Below are 18254 nucleotides of genomic sequence, written 5' to 3'. Positions count from 1 at the left end.
ACTCCTTATTTGTCATTTGCCGTATACTACAAATTAACTAAATTCTGAATCTTCAAATAAATATCTTAATTTTCGACACGTTTTTCTTATTTTTTTGGCTACAGTTAATTCATACCTGTACTTCTACATACTGCGATTTCTGCTTAGAAGATCGCAAACTTACTTAGATAAATAATCATTGGAGTATAGGAATCTGACTGGAAGGAGGGCACATGCATTACCAAAAAATAAGGGAGGAAACCTGATGAAGAAAAAAGGGAAACGTAGGTTAACTAAGGTTGCAAGTATGTTAATGTGCGCACTTTTACTTGTACCGACTGTTACAGCGCAAGCATCTGCACAAGCAAAGGATCCTTCAATTTCCTATTTAGGAAACAAGAAGGAAGTAGTATCTAGTAAAATATCGAAAAGCCTGCAAGACCAATTTGCTGACGACAAGATGGTTACATTCCTTGTTAAATTTAAGGAACAGGTAGATTCTAAAAAAGTAGCAAATGAAGCAGCTAAAAAAGCAAGTGTACAGAAATCCACAGTAGCAAAAACGAAATCGATTAAACGAAACGCAATCGTTTCAGAATTACGTACTACTGCGATCGAAACTCAAGGGGACGTTAAGACATACCTTGAAAAAGAAGAGGCTAATGGAAATGCAAAAGATATTCAGTCCTTCTTCATTGTTAACGGACTGGCGGTAACTGCAACGAAGGATGTAATGGAGAAAATCGCATCATTCCCTGAAGTTGACAAAGTATTACCAAATGAAACAAGAACATTACATGCTCCAGTTGCTGAGAAGGCTCCGGCATCTGCAGCTGTAGAATCAAAAGCAAGCCCACAAAACATCGAGTGGAATATTGATCGTGTGGGTGCACCACAAGTATGGGAAATGGGGATCGATGGAGCAGGTACGGTTGTTGCTAGTATTGATACTGGTGTACAGTGGAACCATCCGGCTTTAATGGAACAGTATCGCGGATATGATCCTGCTAATCCAAACAACCCGAACCATCAGTACAGCTGGTTTGATGCAACTGCTGGTCAAACTACTCCATATGATGATCAAGGACATGGTACACACGTTACAGGTACAATGGTTGGTGCTGAGCCCAATGGTGCAAATCAGATCGGTGTTGCACCAGGTGCAAAGTGGATTGCTGTTAAGGCATTCACAGCATCGGGGGGATCAGATATTGATTTACTAGAAGCTGGGGAGTGGATTATTGCTCCAGGCGGTAACCCTGATATGGCTCCAGATGTTGTTAACAATTCGTGGGGTGGAGGACCTGGATTAGACGAATGGTATCGTCCAATGGTTCAAAACTGGAGAGCAGCGGATATCTTCCCTGAATTCTCAGCGGGTAACACAACATTATTTAATCCAGGTGGCCCAGGCTCAATTGCCACGCCGTCAAACTACCCAGAATCTTTTGCAACAGGGGCTACAGACATCAATGATCGTTTAGCAAACTTCTCATTACAAGGCCCATCCCCTTATGAAGGAGATATCAAACCTGATATTTCAGCTCCGGGTGTAAATATTCGTTCTTCTGTACCTGGAAGTGGATATGAGGGTGGATGGAACGGCACATCAATGGCAGGACCGCATATTTCTGCTGTTGTAGCTTTATTAAAACAAGCAAATGCATCACTATCAATTGAAGAAATCGAAGAAATTATTACATCAACTGCAACACCTTTAACAGACGGTACATTCCCAGAATCACCTAACTTTGGTTATGGGCATGGATTAGTTAATGCATATCTTGCTGTATCATCTGTTGCTTCAGGACTTGGGAAAATAAAAGGTCAGGTTGCAAAAGACGGTACCGACGAAGAAGCTCCAACGTTTGAGCATACAGCACCTTCTGAAACATACGCAGGGATGGATTTACCGGTTTCCATTTCTGTTCAAGACAATGTAAGTGTTACATCAGTAGTACTCCAATATCAAAATCAAGCTGGTGAATGGGTAAATGTAACAGCTACTCAAACATCAGGTACTTACAACGAGGGTACGTTTGAGGCGGTTATTCCAGGTGAGGATATCGCAGTTCCATCTGTAACTTATCGTTGGCAAGTTGTTGACTTTGGTCAAAATGATGTAACAACAGACACGTATGAAGTTTCGGTACAGCCAGGAATTTCTGTTGGTTACTCCCAAGACTTTGAATCAAATCCTGTAGGATGGTTCTCATATGGTGCAGGAGACAGTTGGCAATGGGGTGCTCCTACAAGTGGGCCGAATGGGGCTGCTTCAGGAGAAAAAGTATATGCTACTAATCTAGCGGGAACCTACAATAGTAGTGCTAATATGACGCTTGTCATGCCTCCTATTGATTTACCTGCTGATGATCCAGCATACCTGCAATATATGAACTGGTATAACCTTGAACGTAACTGGGATTACGGTCATGTTTTTGTATCAACAGATATGGAAAACTGGACCCAACTACTTCGGATCACAGATGTGACTTCCGGCTGGCAACCAGCAGAAGTTGATTTATCCGAGTATGCAGGTCAAAGAATCTATATTGGCTTTAATGTAACAACTGATGGAAGTGTTGTTCGAGATGGTTGGTACATTGACGATGTACGTCTTTCTAATGAGTCCCAATCGGTTGGAAATAAAGCACAATTAGGAGTCATGCCGACTAAAGCTGATGGTTCAGTTGCTTTGAAAGACGGAGAAAAGGTGGACGCTGCAAAAATTAAGCCAGAGGGTTCTCACACGGACATGAAGGAAGTCGATGTTGATGAGACTAGTCCGCAGGCATTACCATTACAAGCTAAGATCAGTGTAGTTGAATCAGGTAGATCTGTGACAACTGACCCAGCAACTGGGGCATATGAATTAATTCACGGAACTGGAGACTTTACCATTGTTGCAGAAAGCTATGGATACAATTCTGCTCAACAAACAGTAACGGTTGAGGCAGATGGTGAAGCCGTAGCAAACTTTGTACTAGAAGAAAAAGCACAAGGAACTGTTTCTGGTACGATTACGAATGCAGCAACAGGTGATCCAGTAGCAGGTGCAACATTATTACTTGTAGAAGATGCAAATGTAACTCCAGTTGAAACAGATGAAAATGGTCACTATTCACTTACTGCTTATGAAGGTACTTATACGGTTCGTGTAATGGCACCTTCTTATTATAGTGAATCATTTGAAATTGTGCTTGATGGAGACGTTGAACAAAATATTGAACTAAGACCATTCATTGGATTCCCTGGTGAAATTAGTTATGATGACGGTACTGCTGAAAATGCTCGTGCATTCTATGATGCTGGAAACGGCTGGGCAGTGAAAATGTCACTATCCGAGGGGCAAGATACAGCACTTGTAACAGGTGGTTTGTTCCGTTTCTGGGATACAACATGGCCAACTCCAGGAGGAACTAATTTCAAGGTTGAAGTATGGGACGCTACTGGAACAGATGGTGCTCCAGGTAAAAAGCTCGCTGGACCAATTGATGCAACAGCTCTTCGAACTGGGGAATGGACGAATGTTGACCTTGCTAATGAAGGTATCATTGTAGATGGTGATTTCTATATGGTATATATTCAAGCAGATGCGAATCCAAATGCTCCAGGACTTGGAACTGACGAAGACGGTGAATATACAGGGCGTAGCTGGCAATATGTCGGTGGCGCATGGTCATTAGCACCGGAAGCGGAAGGGAACTATATGATTCGTGCGACAGTTAATTATGAAGTAACGGCACCTACAATTACTTCGCCTGCTACAGGATCATTTACAAATGAATCAACTGTTACAGTTGAAGGAAAAGCTGCTCCAACAACAACTGTACACGTATTTAATAATGGTGAAGAAGTAGCAACAACTGATACTACTGCCGAAGGTACGTATTCTGTGGATGTTGAATTACAAGCTGGTGAAAATTCATTAACGGCTAAGGCATCAACAGAAACGGGTATTACGGACGAATCAGAAGCTGTTGTTGTTACACTTGACCAAACAGCTCCAGAACTTTTGATTACGAGTCCAGAAGATGGATTAAAGACAAATAAAGAAGCGATTACTGTAACGGGTACAGTACAAGATGAAAATATTGATACTGTCACAGTAAATGGTGAGAATGCATCTGTAACAGATGGTAACTTTACTAAGCGTATTCTCCTAGATAATGGCGAAAACAAAATTGAAGTTGTTGCAACGGATAAAGCAGGGAATGTGTCGAATAATCAAGTGACCGTAGTCGTGAAATTTGGTGATTTGACGATTTCTGATCTAAATCCAACTGAGGATGTACGTCTACAGTCGGGTGAAAGTGTGAAGATTGATTTCACAAGTGAACCGGGATTAGACGCTACCTTTGCAATTCGTATGCCGTTGACAAATACAAAAGAACTTAGCAATGTTACGGAACTTCCAATGCGTGAAGTCTCACCTGGTGTCTATGAAGGATACTGGACAGCCGTTTCTAGCGTAATTGCTGATGGTGCTGAAATTGAGGTAATCGTAAGAGATGAGTTTGGTAACGAAGCAAGACAAATTGCAACTGGTAAATTAATCATCAACGTACAAGAAGATGACGGTAACCCTGGCAAAGGAAAGCCAGGTAAACCCGAAAAACCGGGCAAACCAGAAAAACCAGGTAAACCCGAAAAGCCTGGTAAACCAAACAAGCCAGGAAAAAATGAATAGTCTTTAGTAGGAAAGGAGGATGGGGAAATCCCATCCTCCTTTTTCTATTAGCCTCTTATCTAAAGTCACTTTTCTAGAAGAGTGTCTTTTTTAGTTTTACAAGTGATAGATTCTAAATCAATTGATTACTAGAGTTTCTTTATTGTCATAACTGATGTCTTCCGGTCATAAACTTGTACAAATAATATGGACAAGGGATGATGTGTAAAGATGAGTAATCGAGCGAATGAAATTAGAAGGAGAATTGCGAAGAGAAAGCGGGCGAAATACTCTGGCCCTGCTAATCTAAAAAAGAATACTCCTCCCTATTTAGTGAGCGATGAGGACAGATTTGGAGGGAGTACGTACACCGCATCTTTTGAGAGTGGTGGTTCGGGTGGTGATGGGGGGCATCCTCTATTTCGTAAAGAAGTGTTTCTTTTTAAAATATTACTCTCTGCCATTCTCGTATTATCCGTAGGAATTGTATTCAAAAGTGCATCTCCCACATTTGACAACGTCCGGCAATTTGTATCCAGTACCATGGAGAAAGAGTTCCAATTTGCTGTCGTAACAGAATGGTATCAGGATACTTTTGGCAGTCCGCTTGCATTAATTCCTATGAAGCAAAATAAAGAGAGTGAGAGTGTCCAAACACCAGGAAAGTATGCCATTCCTGCAGCTGGGAAAGTGACTGAGACCTTTGAAGCAAATGGTCAAGGAATAATTGTTGAAACAGATAGTAAAGTAGTCGAAGCAATGAACGCTGGATATGTGAAAGAAGTTTCAGTTAAGGGTGAACTAGGGAAAACGGTTGTGATTCGACATAGTGATGGTTCTGAAACATGGTATGGAAATTTAGGAACTGTCGATGTAAAACTTTATGATTATGTAGAAACAGGACAAGAGGTAGGGAAGGTTCAAGAACCGGAGGGAGAGAACAAAGGTACGTATTATTTTGCTATAAAGCAAGGTGAAACATTTATCGATCCAATACAGGTGATAAAATTTGAATAACTATGTAAAACTCCTCAGAAAAATCGAAATACACCCGTTACTCTGGCTTATTGTCGGAATAGCAGTTATAACTGCACACTTTAGGGAACTTTTGATGTTATTTCTCATCATATTGGTCCATGAAATGGGACACGCTGCATGTGCCCATTTTTTTTCATGGAGAATAAAGAAAATCCAACTTCTACCGTTTGGTGGTGTAGCGGAGATGGATGAACACGGGAATCGTCCCCTAAAAGAAGAACTTCTTGTTATTCTGGCAGGTCCTATGCAGCATATTTGGATGGTAGCAGTTGCGTATTTTTTATTCGTTGGTTCCGTCATCGATGAAAAAACATTCGATCTATTTTTATATCACAATGTGGTTATTTTTTTCTTTAACCTTCTTCCGATTTGGCCGCTAGATGGCGGAAAACTCATTTACCTCCTTTTTTCATATAAGCATTCTTTTTTTGAAGCGCATAAAAGAATGCTTGTTGTATCATCCTTGGTAGCGGGGCTAATATTGATTGGGATGCTGTTTTACAATCCTACTAATCTAAATCTTTGGGTCATTTTATTCTTCCTTTTCTTCTCGATTATTATGGAATGGAGAAAGCGTCATTATGTATTTATGAGGTTTTTACTAGAACGTTATTACGGGAAACAAGATACCTTTACAAAATTGAAGCCCTTGATTGTGGATGAAACCGAAATGGTGTATTCGGTCCTCTCTATGTTTCAACGAGGATGTAAACATCCTATTGTCGTTAGGAAGGATGGGGAAAATCAACGACCATTAGATGAAAATGAATTGTTACACGCTTATTTTAATGATAAAAAAATCACTCAGCCTGTTGGTGAACTGCTCTACTTGTATTGACGTTGCATCTTGAGGTACATTTATAAGGAGAAATGTAACGGCAAAGCGAGGATAACAAGTTTGAAGACAATTATTATTAATGCAAAGACGAGTGAAAAACGTGTGGCTGTGGTCATGGAAAATAAAGTTATGGAGTTGAGTATTCAACAACCAAAGCATAAAGAAATTGTTGGCAATCTTTATAAGGGACGTGTGATTGATGTTCTGCCCGGGATGCAGGCAGCTTTTGTTGATATAGGATTAGGTAAAAATGGCTATATTGGGCGTGAACAGCTCGCAACCTATCAACTTGCATCCCAAAGTGAAAAAGAAAAGAATATCTCCCATTTTGTTAGACAAGGTGAGGAAATCATTGTTCAGGTTATAAAGGAGGGTACTGAGCGGAAAGGCCCTAAACTAACTGGACTCATTGAGTTTCCTAGTTCTTCCCTTGTCTATTTGCCGTTTGGAAATTATGTAGCTGTTTCACGGAAAATGAAGGAGGAGGAAGAGAGGACTAAATGGCGAAATTTTGGTCAAACACAACTACGAAATTCAGAAGGTCTCATAATCAGGACTGCTTGTGAGAATCAAGATGAATCACTCATTCTAAAGGAACTTGATTTTCAAAGAGGACGCTACACTGCGATAGTGGAAAATCAAAAATCACTTAAGCCTCCGAGTCTTTTGTTTGATGCCAATAAACTTGTTGATAAAATTTTACTTGAACACAGACTTGAAGATATCAAAGAAATAATAATTGATGATAGTAGTGAATTCCGACAAATCAAGGAACAACTAGGTGAAGAAAAAGTCTCCCATTATCGAGGTAAAGAAAATATATTTTCCTATTATGGCATTGAGCGGGAAATTGAAAAAGCATTAAAGCATGTTGTCTGGTTAGATAACGGGGCATACTTATTAATTGAGCAGACGGAAGCTTTAACAATCATCGATGTGAATACTGGTAAGTTCAAGGGGAAAGAGAATTTAAGAGATACAGTGTTTAAAACCAATATAGCCGCCGCGAAGGAAATTGCGCATCAGTTAATGCTACGTAATATTAGTGGAATTGTCTTGATTGATTTTATCGATATGAAGCAAAATGAAGAGCGCCAGAAAGTAATCCAAGCCCTACGTACAGTAGCGATGAAAGACCGGAATCGGGTGACTGTTCATGGTTTTACTTCACTTGGCATTTTAGAGCTCACTCGTAAAATGACAACACAAGATATTGGGACCATTCTACAAACGAACTGCCCTACCTGTGAAGGAACAGGTCGAATCGATTCAGCAGAAACGGTGGCATTTAAGCTTGAACGTGAATTATGGGAACAACAAGGTATGGACTACGAAGCTGTATGGATTGAAGCTACTGAAGAAGTCATCAATGTTTTTCAAGGTGATTATCAAGAGCATAAAAAAAGATTAGAAGAAGTATTATTATTTCGAATTTATTTAACAGTAAAAGCATCATCCAGTCCTGAGTATACGATTAGACACATGGGAAGTAATGATGAAATCAAAGATAGACTTAAAAATCGTATCTAAATGTTAAGCTTTGAATTTATATTGACTCTGTCTAGTCTTTGTGATAATATTTTCATGTTATTGTTTGTAGCACCCACTGCTACAACCGCTCATTCCAGGTACTTAAGTTTCCATGGTTTTTTGAAAACCGGAGGCAAATTAGAAGCAAGAAATTCAAGGCGGCGAAGTCAGGAGTACCGGAGCGTAGTTAAACTACGTGAGGAACGGACTGGCAAGCCAACGCAGAAGTTCGCAGCTTATCATTTGCCGGAGCGCCTGTGTAGTGGCGAGTCTTAGTCCAAACTATTAGGAGGTGCAAATATGTACGCAATTATTGAAACTGGCGGTAAGCAAATCAAAGTTCAAGAAGGCCAAGAAATCTATGTTGAAAAGCTTGACGTAGAACAAGGTGGAACAGTTACTTTTGACAAAGTTTTATTCGTAGGTGGCGACAACGTTAAAGTTGGTAGCCCAACTGTTGATGGTGCAACTGTTACAGCTAAAGTTGAAAAACAAGGTCGCGCTAAGAAGATCACTGTTTTCAAATACAAGGCTAAAAAGAACTACCGTAAAAAGCAAGGTCATCGTCAACCTTATACTAAAGTTACAATCGAAAAAATCAACGCATAAGGCCTTCTATCATGATAAAAGTAACTATTAATCGTAATAGTTCGGGTAGAATTGATTCATTCACTATGAGTGGACATGCCGAATATGATATTCCTGGTAAGGATATCGTTTGTGCAGGTGCCTCAGCGGTTGCTTTTGGTACCATTAATTCCATATATGCTTTATGTAAAGTGGAGCCGATATTGGAACAAGAAAAAAATGGATTCCTCCGCTGTCAGATTCCTCATCTCGAGGATGAAACAAATGAGGAAAAGGTACAGCTTCTTTTAGAGGGAATGCTTGTATCCTTACAAACGATTGAACTTGATTATGGACAATATATGAAAATTCAATCATAAAACATTCTTAATATAGGGGGTGTAGTAAATGTTCGTAAGATTAGACCTTCAATTCTTCGCTTCTAAAAAAGGAGTAGGTAGTACTAAAAACGGTCGTGATTCAATCGCGAAGCGTCTTGGTGCAAAACGTGCTGATGGTCAATTCGTTACTGGTGGATCAATTTTATACCGTCAACGCGGTACAAAAATTTACCCAGGAGTAAACGTTGGCCGTGGTGGTGACGACACTCTATTCGCAAAAGTTGACGGAGTTGTTAAATTTGAGCGTTTAGGCCGTGACCGCAAACAAGTAAGTGTATACCCAGCTGCGCAAGAAGCGTAAACGATAAAACTCTAACCATGCGGTTAGAGTTTTATTTTTTGAGGGTGAAAATGACGCATCGAATTTCTGCGTTGGCTTGCTTCTCCGGTCCTCACGTATAAAATACATACGCTCCGGTCCTCAAAGCTGCGCCGCCTTGAACTTCTTGGTCCTTTTCACCCTCTATATTAAGTATTGTTTATAAGAAATCGTGTTATAAGATTAGTAGTGTTATTTACCAAGTTTTGATATAATTTTTAGACAAGATTCTTAATTTATAAAATGTTGTCATGACAACATTTTTCTTTAGGGGAAATGACATGAAAACAAATTGGAGTACGATAGACGTATTAAAACATACACGACATGATTGGTTAAATAAAATTCAACTAATCAAGGGAAATATCGCACTTAATAAAATGGAACGAGTAAAGACTATAATTGAAGAAATCGTAATTGACGCTCAAAATGAAACTCAGCTTACAAATTTACAAATTCCAACCTTTGCTGCACTTATCATGACGTTTAATTGGGAACCGCACAAATACCAACTAGATTATGAAGTGGTCGGAAATATACGTAATTTAGCAAGCCACGATTTGGAACTAACAGAGTGGTGTACACAATTTTTTATTTTACTTGAAGAAGCCGTTAATGAAATGGGAGAAAATCATTTATCTCTTACAATTGAGAGTTCAACAGAGGAATCTCGATTCTTTTTTGATTTTAGTGGAATACTAAATGATAGGGAAAACGTTACGAACTGGCTAGAAATGATGAGTCGTTCAGAAAAGTCCCTGAAAATTATTGAGTATAATGTACATAATGAAGAAATAAACTTAACATTACAAATTGCATAAAGGTATAAGTGCATATATAAGCGGAGGTTAAACATGTTTGTCGATCAAGTCAAAGTGTATGTAAAAGGTGGAGACGGTGGTAACGGAATGGTTGCTTATCGTCGTGAAAAATATGTTCCTATGGGTGGACCTGCTGGTGGAGATGGCGGAAAAGGTGCAGATGTAATTTTTGAAGTAGAAGAAGGTCTAAGAACCTTAATGGATTTCCGTTACCAACGTCATTTTAAAGCAAAACGTGGGGAACACGGAATGTCTAAAAACCAGCATGGAAAAAATGCGGAAGCGATGATTGTAAAGGTTCCGCCTGGTACTGTCGTAACAGATGATGATACGGGTGAAGTTATTGCAGACCTAACTAAACATGGCCAAAAAGCAGTAATTGCTAAAGGTGGTCGCGGTGGGAGAGGAAACTCCCGGTTTGCGACTCCTGCTAATCCAGCACCAGAAATTGCTGAAAATGGTGAACCAGGACAAGAGCGCTATATAAGACTTGAACTTAAAGTTTTAGCAGATGTAGGCTTAGTTGGATTTCCAAGCGTAGGTAAATCCACGTTGTTATCTGTTGTTTCATCAGCAAAACCAAAAATAGCGGAATATCATTTTACAACGATTGTACCAAACCTTGGAGTGGTCGAGACGGAGGATAGCAGAAGTTTTGTTATGGCCGATCTGCCAGGACTAATTGAGGGTGCCCATCAGGGGGTTGGTCTTGGACACCAATTTTTAAGACATATCGAACGAACGAGGGTTATTGTTCATGTAATTGATATGTCGGCAATGGAGGGGCGCGATCCATACGAGGATTATCTCACCATTAATCAAGAACTAAAGGAATATAATCTTCGCCTAACTGAACGTCCACAGATTGTTGTTGCGAATAAGATGGACATCCCTGAAGCAGAAGAGAATTTGAAGGTGTTTAAAGAGAAGCTCCAGGATGATGTGAAAATATTCCCAATCTCAGCAATTACAAGACAAGGGCTACGTGACTTGTTATTTACAATAGCTGATCTACTTGAAACAACTCCAGAGTTTCCACTTGAAGTTGAGGAGGAGACTAGTACTAACCGTGTAATGTATCGCCATGAAAAAGAAGAGGTTGATTTTGTTATTACACGAGAAAGTGACGGATCATTTGTCATTACTGGAGAACGAATTGAAAAGTTATTTAAAATGACTGATTTTTCAAGGGACGAGTCTGTAAAACGGTTTGCGCGACAGTTAAGAGGCATGGGAATAGACGACGCACTTCGTGAAAAAGGTGCAAAACACGGGGATATCGTTAAATTACTCGAATATGAATTTGAATTTATAGAATAAAACCTAAGTTGTTCAAATGGTGGATGGATGGTCCATGTCGATGCATAAAATACTAGGTGCTGGAGTGTCCTGTTGATACACTCCAGTACTTTGCATCGAACTCCATACATCCTTTTTCACTATCCTTTTGAACTTTCTAATAGGTTAGGGGGAGTAGCTTGCATGGATGGCAAATTTTATCTTGTTCGTGAGGATGTACTTCCGGAAGCGGTTCGAAAAACTCTCGATGCGAAGGAATTGTTAGACAGTGGAGAGGCACAATCGATAGCAGAGGCTACACAAAAGGTAGACTTAAGTAGAAGTGCTTATTACAAATATAAAGACACTGTATTTCCTTTCCACACCACTGTAAAGGAAAAAATCATTTCATTGTTTTTTCATCTTGAGGACCGTTCTGGGACTCTTTCTCAATTGTTAAGAACTGTAGCTGATACCGGTTGTAACGTGTTAACCATTCACCAAACAATTCCACTAAGAGGAAAAGCGAATGTTACACTCTCATTGAATACATCGGGCATGCACGGTGAAGTAACTGACCTCCTAGCTAAACTTCGAAAACTTGAATTCGTAGATAAAGTAGAGATCCTTGGGACTGGAGCATAGGGGGAAGAGAAATGAACATTATGAATATAGGTTATTTAGGACCGAATGCAACTTTCACTGCACAGGCCGTCGCGAATATTTTTCCGGGCAAGGAAAGCAAGCCTTATCGGACGATTCCGGCATGCATTGATGCAGTAGAGAATGGGGAAGTAGATGTAGCAGTTGTCCCTATTGAAAATACCATTGAAGGAACTGTTAATCTAACAATTGACTACTTAATTCATGAAAAACAATTGAAAATTGTTGGTGAGGTTATTATACCCATTAAACAACATTTAATGGTACATCCCGATAATACAAATGCTTGGGAAAATGTAGAAGGGATTTATTCACATCCACATGCAATTGCGCAATGTCATAAATTTTTATATAACAATTTTTCAAGGATACAACCTATTGAAACTACATCCACAGGAGCCGCAGCAAAATTTGTGAGTGAGCATCCAGAGCAAAACCTTGCGGCGATTGCGAATGCCATTGCGGCAAAAGAGTATGGTTTAACAATTGTTAAAGAAGATATTCACGATTTTGACAATAATCATACCCGTTTTGTAGTCTTACATAAAGATATGGTGGACCTTGATATTGAAAATAATACCGGAAATAAAACAACCCTAATGGTTACATTGCCTTCCGATCAAGCAGGAACTTTGCATCAAGTTTTATCCGTTTTCGCTTGGAGAAAATTGAACTTATCAAAAATTGAATCACGACCTATGAAAACAGGACTCGGGAATTACTTCTTTTTAATTGATATTGAACAAAAAATGGACGAGATCTTAATTCCTAGTGCCATTGCAGAATTAGAGGCATTAGGAAGCGGTGTGACTGTATTAGGGAGTTATCCATATTTTCGGATATGATGATATAGCAAACTCGACTTAAGTCGGGTTTTTTTATTTGTATTTTATTTTTATGGCTTGACCAGTCCCCAAGCTACACATAATTTGTGAAGCCTATGCATAAGTTGTGATGAGAAATAGTGGCAATTTGCCTATTTTGACATAGTATGTATTGACTTATGTATAGGAGGGGAAAATCGCGTGAAAATCCATATCGTTCAAAAAGGCGACACCTTATGGGAAATTGCGAAGAAGTATGGAGTCGACTTTCAAGAACTTAAAGCCGTCAATACTCAATTAAGTAATCCGGATATGCTTATGCCAGGAATGAAAGTGAAAGTACCGACCGGAACTGTCCATGTTAAAAAAGAAGCTCAAATTGGAGGAGTTCAGAAAGAAACACAAATCAAACCGGCTCCTAAAAAGGAAGAACAAATTCAACATCCATTTGCAGATATAACTCCAAAGCCCTTTCCGGTAATGGATTTAGAAGATGAAGTTGAAGAAGAGGTAAAAGGTGTCGAAACTGGTCCATACATTCCGCAAATGCCGCAAATGCCGCAAATGCCGCAAATGCCACAGATGCCACAGATGCCACAAATGCCACAGATGCCTATGATGCCGCAATATCAGCCACTTGAAATCGATATCAATAACTTTAATATGATGTCGATGCCACAAGTTCCAACACCACCGCAAAATGTGTTACCAGGAATGGTGGCATCAGAACAGGATGATTTAGGTCCAGAGATGGATTATGAACCAGAAATGCAGCAAATGCCTCAGGGACCACCGATGCAACAAATGCCAATTCAACAGCCTATGTTCAACAATTTTTGTGTGCCTATGACACCAGTAATGCCTGGTTATGGATTTAATTATAATCCTGGTTTTCAAGGAGGATTTCCACCTCAGCCAGGACCATTTAATCCAATGGGCGGTTATCAACGTACAGAAGATGTAGACGAAGAGGTTAAAGAAGAGCAATTGGAACCAATCCAAATGCCACAAATGCCAGTTCAAATGCCACAACAACCATATCCGTTTGAGATTGATATCAACAATTTCAATATCATGCAAGCTCATATGCCACAAATGCCACAAATGGTTGCAGGTGTTGAGGATGAATTAGATGATATACCTGAGGCACCGCAAATGCCACAGATGCCACAAATGGCACCTATGCCAGCACAACCATTACCGATGGGCAATTGTGTACCTGTCACTCCAGTAATGCCTGGTTATGGCTTTAATGGAGGATTCCCAGGCCCATTTGGCGGACCAGGCATGCCGATGCAAGCAGGACCGCAAGCTGTGAGTCCAGCTATGTTTAATAATCCTGTCGGTAATCCAGCTCCAGGTTTTGCGGGCCCATCACAATTTTATAACAAAAAAGATTGTGGTTGTGGAGCACCAAAGACTCCGTTTGTAGGACAGTTCCCACAACAAGGCTTCCCAATGGGCCAACCAGGCCACCAGATGTCACAGCCGGGCTTCCAAATGAGTCAACCGGGTTATCCGATGTCACAGCCGGGATTCCCGATGGGCCAACAAGGATTTCAGGCGGGTCAACCAGGCTTCCAAGCGGGCCAACCGGGTTTTCCAGGAGCTTTCAATCCACAACCTTACCAAGGTGGATTTGCTGGTCAACCAGGAATGTTTAACTTACCAGACGTAGATGATGATGACTTTAATGATTGAAAATAACTTGTAAGGACGAATAAATCATTCGTCCTTAATTTTTTAGTATTTATAAAAATAAAGTATTTATTAAAAAACTCTCCCTTTAAGTACATGAAATAACTAACAGATATAATCCCCCTTTTTATTACGCAACCTAATCATGAACATGAAGATATGTTCAAAAGGTCAAAGGGGGTTTTTGTATTGCGGAAAATACTCTATACATTTTCAACTGCTGCATTATTGCTGGGTGGTCTAACGGCTTGTAATACCGACCAAGGAGCATCCCCTAACAGGGACAATGACAATGTACAACCATTTGGCTATTACTCCAATGAAAATAATGGTGAACGTGGTCGCGACGGAAATGGAGAAAGGGTTCGGGACAATGATGGGCCATTAACGGAGATAATGGATCTTAATGGAAACGGGGACAGAAACAGAAACAACCGTGTCGGTACTATGAACAACCGAAATGACAAGAACAATGGTAATAGAGCTAAAGACAATCGTTCCGGGATCATGAATCGCAATGATCAGAACAGAAGAAATAACCCATTTAACGATGGCAATCCAAACACAATGAATAACAAAAATGGTCATGGATACGCTGACCAAAATTACCATAGCCATTTAAATGATAATAACCATAAAGTACAATCATATGGTTATTACAATGATAATGGAAACCTAGTCCGAAAAATTAGTGAACGTGCATCTAAGGTGAAAAATGTCGAGGATGCTCGTGTAATTGTAACGGACGACAATGTATTAATAGCCATTGATACAAACGACAATGACAATCGAAATAATGTTCAAAATGATGTAAAAAAGGAAGTTAAACCTTTAGTCGGTAAACGTAATGTCAATGTTGTAACAGATGAAGGTACTTTTACTCGTGTTCGCGATATCGATAATGATATTCGAAATGGAAATAGACGCGAAACAATTGATGCTGACATCAAAGACCTTTTTGACAATATTGGCGATACTATTAGAGCACCATTTACAAATGAGAATAGAGGGTAATTTTATTGGATGTCCATTTGGGCATCTCTTTTTTTATTTTCGAAAATATTGGATATTCTTGTTAAAAATGGTCACACTATATGTGTAGGTTGGTCACATAAAAAAACATTAAAAGAGTGTTGGCAACTAATTGTAAGAGGTGATGCCAAAATGAGAACGTTAATAAGAGTAATCGTTTGTTTAGCGGTTGTTTTTATACTACCTAGCTTTTCAGGAATTGGTGCAGAATTAGCAGAAGAAAACAAAGAGGCAGTTCAAGAGGTGACTGGACCTTTAGAAGTAACCGTTATTCTTGAACGTGTTTATGTTGATGGAGAGGTAAGTGAAGAAATACTCAAAGAGACAATTCTATCTATGGAAGATTTTTGGGCTCAATATGAGAACTGGAATTTAGTTCACCAAGATGAAGACCAAGTTGTCTTTCAACAACATATTGATGATATTTCACCTTTGTTAAAGACAAATGGATATTTCGGATTAACAGAAGATGGAATATTAACTATTTTTAATGGAAAGCCGGAGGAATCAGATAAGGTTATACAGTCATTCTTTCAAATCGATACAGATAAGCTTAAAAGCTATGAACATGATCTATTGAAAAAAGGAATCAAGGTCGGCACTAAAGACGAATATATAAATGTCATTGAAACTTACAAAACCTATACATCCTCCCCCTAATGGATATATTAACGAGACTAGAAACCACTTCTAGTCTCGTTTATTTTTTAGTCTTTTTTTGACGAATATGATAAAATGGGGTACAGCAAAGTAGGGGAGAGAATACGTTTGATTGAATTTATTAAAGGGACGGTTGACTACATTAATCCTGAATACGTTGTTGTTGAAAATAACGGAATCGGATATCAAATATATACACCTAATCCATTTGTCTTTACGAGGGAAAGTCAGGTAACGGTTTATACATACCAACATGTCAGAGAAGATATATTGGCTCTATATGGTTTCAAGACACGTGAAGAGCGGGCTTTATTTTTAAAACTATTAAATGTTACAGGAATCGGGCCAAAGGGTGGATTAGCAATTCTTGCTTCAGGCCATCCAGAACAAGTCATTCGTGCAATTGAAAATGAGGATGAGAAGTTTCTAACTAAATTTCCTGGTGTGGGGAAAAAGACAGCACGACAAATCATTCTAGATCTAAAAGGGAAACTTCACGATTTAATGCCATCCCTTCACCCAGATTTATTTGCTGAAGACCACGAGTTTGAAGCCAGTACAAGCCATTCTGAACTAGACGAAGCTGTCGAGGCCCTTAAAGTATTGGGCTATGCAGAGAGAGAGATAAAAAAGGTATTGCCTGAATTAAGGAAAGAGGAATTATCAACAGACCAATATATTAAAAAGGCGTTACAGAAGCTATTAAAATAAGGGGGGTGCTTGTATGGAGGACAGAATCGTGTCAGGTAATACAAATTACGAGGAATCAGCAATCGAGCAGAGCCTCAGACCGCAAACCTTATCACAATATATTGGACAAGAAAAGGTCAAATCTAATTTATCCATTTTTATTGAAGCTGCAAGAATGAGGCAGGAAACCTTGGACCATGTATTATTATATGGACCCCCAGGTCTAGGGAAAACTACACTTGCTACAATAATTGCAAATGAAATGGGTGTAAATATTCGTACCACTTCGGGTCCAGCTATAGAAAGACCAGGAGATTTAGCCGCTATTTTGACAGCTCTTGAACCCGGTGATGTCCTTTTTATAGATGAGATTCATCGTTTACAACGCTCCATTGAAGAGGTTCTCTATCCAGCTATGGAGGATTTTTGTCTGGATATAGTAATCGGAAAAGGACCTGGTGCACGTTCGGTACGTCTTGACCTCCCACCTTTCACATTAGTTGGTGCGACAACGCGCGCAGGTTCTCTATCAGCACCACTGCGGGACAGATTTGGGGTTCTTAGTCGGCTAGAATATTATAATGAAAGTCAACTAGCTGATATCGTAACAAGGACTGCAGAGCTATTAGAAGTAGAAATTGATGAACAAGCAGCACATGAAATTGCCAGACGGTCAAGAGGGACACCGAGAATTGCCAACCGTTTATTGAGACGAGTGAGGGATTTTGCACAAGTTCGAGGAAACGGAACAATCTCCACACACATTGCGAATGAAGCTCTGGAATTATTACAGGTTGACCGTTTAGGACTTGACCATATTGACCATAAATTACTTAAGGGAATTATTGAAAAGTTCCGTGGTGGTCCAGTAGGACTTGAGACAATTGCAGCGACAATTGGAGAAGAAGCACATACGATTGAAGATGTGTATGAGCCATATCTTCTTCAAATTGGTTTTTTGCAGCGAACTCCCCGTGGAAGGGTAGTTACGGAACTAGTTTATCAACATTTTCAAATTGAAATTCCAAAGGAGTAGGTAATGAATCGTGGGAAAAATGCTAATGATAATGGGAGTTCTACTGTTAGTTGTCGGGTTTGTCATGCATTTTATCGGAAAACTACCTGGGGATATCGTAGTGAAAAAGGGAAATACAACATTTTATTTTCCGATTGTAACATCTATTATAATTAGCGTTGTGTTATCATTGATTTTTTACGTACTTGGACGATTTCGGTAGAAAAATAGT

17 protein-coding genes and 1 other annotated feature are annotated in these 18254 nt (G+C 39.5%); all 17 genes read left to right on the top strand.

Annotated features, from left to right (window positions below; translation table 11 throughout):
* Nucleotides 1-244 precede the first annotated feature (244 nt).
* The 17 genes from CZ490_RS11055 to CZ490_RS10975 all read left to right on the top strand — a co-directional run bounded on the left by CZ490_RS11055 (nucleotide 245) and on the right by CZ490_RS10975 (nucleotide 18245).
* Entirely contained in the window at nucleotides 245-4669 is a 4425-nt protein-coding gene (locus CZ490_RS11055; protein ID WP_077618948.1) for a S8 family peptidase, read from the top strand.
* A 210-nt stretch (nucleotides 4670-4879) separates the two neighbouring features.
* On the top strand, nucleotides 4880-5665 hold the full coding sequence (locus CZ490_RS11050; RefSeq protein ID WP_077618947.1) for a M23 family metallopeptidase: 786 nt from the start codon (nucleotides 4880-4882) through the stop codon (nucleotides 5663-5665).
* The gene (locus tag CZ490_RS11045) at nucleotides 5658-6524 is read left to right on the top strand and encodes a M50 family metallopeptidase (protein WP_077618946.1); all 867 of its coding nucleotides are present in this window, start codon (nucleotides 5658-5660) and stop codon (nucleotides 6522-6524) included. Before CZ490_RS11050 ends, CZ490_RS11045 begins: the two co-directional genes overlap by 8 nt.
* 60 nt (nucleotides 6525-6584) lie before the next feature.
* The gene (locus tag CZ490_RS11040; RefSeq protein ID WP_077618945.1) at nucleotides 6585-8054 is read left to right on the top strand and encodes an Rne/Rng family ribonuclease; all 1470 of its coding nucleotides are present in this window, start codon (nucleotides 6585-6587) and stop codon (nucleotides 8052-8054) included.
* Nucleotides 8055-8127: 73 nt separating this feature from the next.
* Nucleotides 8128-8337, top strand: a sequence feature (ribosomal protein L21 leader region).
* Between the two features lie 17 nt (nucleotides 8338-8354).
* Nucleotides 8355-8663 carry a 50S ribosomal protein L21 gene (gene rplU / locus CZ490_RS11035; protein ID WP_077618944.1) on the top strand — a complete coding sequence of 103 codons (309 nt, stop codon included), beginning with the start codon at nucleotides 8355-8357 and terminating at the stop codon, nucleotides 8661-8663.
* 11 nt (nucleotides 8664-8674) lie between these two features.
* The gene (locus tag CZ490_RS11030; protein ID WP_077618943.1) at nucleotides 8675-9001 is read left to right on the top strand and encodes a ribosomal-processing cysteine protease Prp; all 327 of its coding nucleotides are present in this window, start codon (nucleotides 8675-8677) and stop codon (nucleotides 8999-9001) included.
* 28 nt (nucleotides 9002-9029) lie between these two features.
* A complete protein-coding gene (gene rpmA / locus CZ490_RS11025; protein WP_010678277.1) occupies nucleotides 9030-9323 on the top strand; it encodes a 50S ribosomal protein L27 in 294 nt (97 codons plus the stop codon).
* 299 nt (nucleotides 9324-9622) lie between these two features.
* The gene (locus CZ490_RS11020) at nucleotides 9623-10162 is read left to right on the top strand and encodes a sporulation initiation phosphotransferase B (RefSeq protein ID WP_077618942.1); all 540 of its coding nucleotides are present in this window, start codon (nucleotides 9623-9625) and stop codon (nucleotides 10160-10162) included.
* 33 nt (nucleotides 10163-10195) lie between these two features.
* Nucleotides 10196-11482 carry a GTPase ObgE gene (gene obgE, locus CZ490_RS11015; RefSeq protein WP_077618941.1) on the top strand — a complete coding sequence of 429 codons (1287 nt, stop codon included), beginning with the start codon at nucleotides 10196-10198 and terminating at the stop codon, nucleotides 11480-11482.
* Between the two features lie 162 nt (nucleotides 11483-11644).
* On the top strand, nucleotides 11645-12085 hold the full coding sequence (locus tag CZ490_RS11010) for an ACT domain-containing protein (protein ID WP_010678274.1): 441 nt from the start codon (nucleotides 11645-11647) through the stop codon (nucleotides 12083-12085).
* Between the two features lie 11 nt (nucleotides 12086-12096).
* Entirely contained in the window at nucleotides 12097-12948 is an 852-nt protein-coding gene (gene pheA / locus CZ490_RS11005; RefSeq protein WP_234987222.1) for a prephenate dehydratase, read from the top strand.
* 180 nt (nucleotides 12949-13128) lie between these two features.
* A complete protein-coding gene (safA, locus tag CZ490_RS11000; protein WP_077618940.1) occupies nucleotides 13129-14628 on the top strand; it encodes a SafA/ExsA family spore coat assembly protein in 1500 nt (499 codons plus the stop codon).
* Nucleotides 14629-14814: 186 nt separating this feature from the next.
* A complete protein-coding gene (locus CZ490_RS10995) occupies nucleotides 14815-15639 on the top strand; it encodes a YhcN/YlaJ family sporulation lipoprotein (protein WP_159439943.1) in 825 nt (274 codons plus the stop codon).
* A 150-nt stretch (nucleotides 15640-15789) separates the two neighbouring features.
* Entirely contained in the window at nucleotides 15790-16317 is a 528-nt protein-coding gene (locus tag CZ490_RS10990) for an intercompartmental signaling factor BofC (protein WP_077621034.1), read from the top strand.
* A gap of 108 nt (nucleotides 16318-16425) precedes the next feature.
* Nucleotides 16426-17028 carry a Holliday junction branch migration protein RuvA gene (ruvA, locus tag CZ490_RS10985; protein ID WP_077618938.1) on the top strand — a complete coding sequence of 201 codons (603 nt, stop codon included), beginning with the start codon at nucleotides 16426-16428 and terminating at the stop codon, nucleotides 17026-17028.
* A 13-nt stretch (nucleotides 17029-17041) separates the two neighbouring features.
* Nucleotides 17042-18043, top strand: coding sequence for a Holliday junction branch migration DNA helicase RuvB (gene ruvB, locus CZ490_RS10980; protein ID WP_077618937.1), 1002 nt, complete (start codon nucleotides 17042-17044; stop codon nucleotides 18041-18043).
* A 25-nt stretch (nucleotides 18044-18068) separates the two neighbouring features.
* Nucleotides 18069-18245 carry a DUF2905 domain-containing protein gene (locus CZ490_RS10975; protein ID WP_142255434.1) on the top strand — a complete coding sequence of 59 codons (177 nt, stop codon included), beginning with the start codon at nucleotides 18069-18071 and terminating at the stop codon, nucleotides 18243-18245.
* Nucleotides 18246-18254 lie beyond the last annotated feature (9 nt).

Source organism: Litchfieldia sinesaloumensis (genome assembly GCF_900156865.1).
Classification (GTDB): domain Bacteria; phylum Bacillota; class Bacilli; order Bacillales; family Bacillaceae_L; genus Ferdinandcohnia; species Ferdinandcohnia sinesaloumensis.
The sequence above is the reverse complement of the archived record's forward strand: the minus strand, read 5'-3'. Positions and strand labels throughout refer to the sequence as shown.